1 protein-coding gene is annotated in these 552 nt (G+C 68.3%); it reads left to right on the plus strand.

Annotated elements, in window-relative coordinates:
* Window positions 1-520, plus strand: a 520-nt coding sequence (locus tag VXC91_RS46755; RefSeq protein WP_329513388.1) for a transposase, incomplete at its 5' end; no start/stop codon positions are given.
* Window positions 521-552: the final 32 nt, after the last annotated feature.

Genomic DNA, 552 nt, shown 5'->3' on the forward strand with positions numbered 1-552 from the left:
CGGGGAGGCGGTGGCCCCTTTCGCCCGACAGGTTGAGCTCCTGGACACCGTCCCCGGTATCGACCTGCGGACGGCCCAGGGCCTGCTGGCGGAGTTCGGCGCGGACATGAGCGTCTTTGGGACCGCATCGCGCTTCGCATCCTGGGCCGCAGTCTGCCCTGGCAACCACGAGTCCGCCGGACGCAAGCGCTCGGGAAGATCCCGCAAGGGCCCCAAGTGGCTCGCGATCTACCTGCATGACGCCGCGATGGGCGCCATCCGCACGAAGAACACCTACCTCGCCGCCCAGTATTCCCGCTTACGGCCACGGCTCGGACACGCCAAGGCCCTGGTCGCGATCGAGCACAGCATCCTCGTCTCGATCTTCCACATGCTCACCCGCGACCAGGCCTACCACGACCTCGGCGGCGACTACTTCCTGCGCCGCAACGACCCCGCTCGACAGGCCCGCCGCCTCATCGGCCAACTCGAAGCCCTCGGCTACCACGTCCAGGCCGAACCCGCCCCAGCCACACCATGACCGGGTCGAGGACCTGCTGAACGCCGTTTTCT

Origin of the sequence: Streptomyces chiangmaiensis, assembly GCF_036281785.1 — a bacterium.
GTDB lineage: Bacteria > Actinomycetota > Actinomycetes > Streptomycetales > Streptomycetaceae > Streptomyces > Streptomyces chiangmaiensis.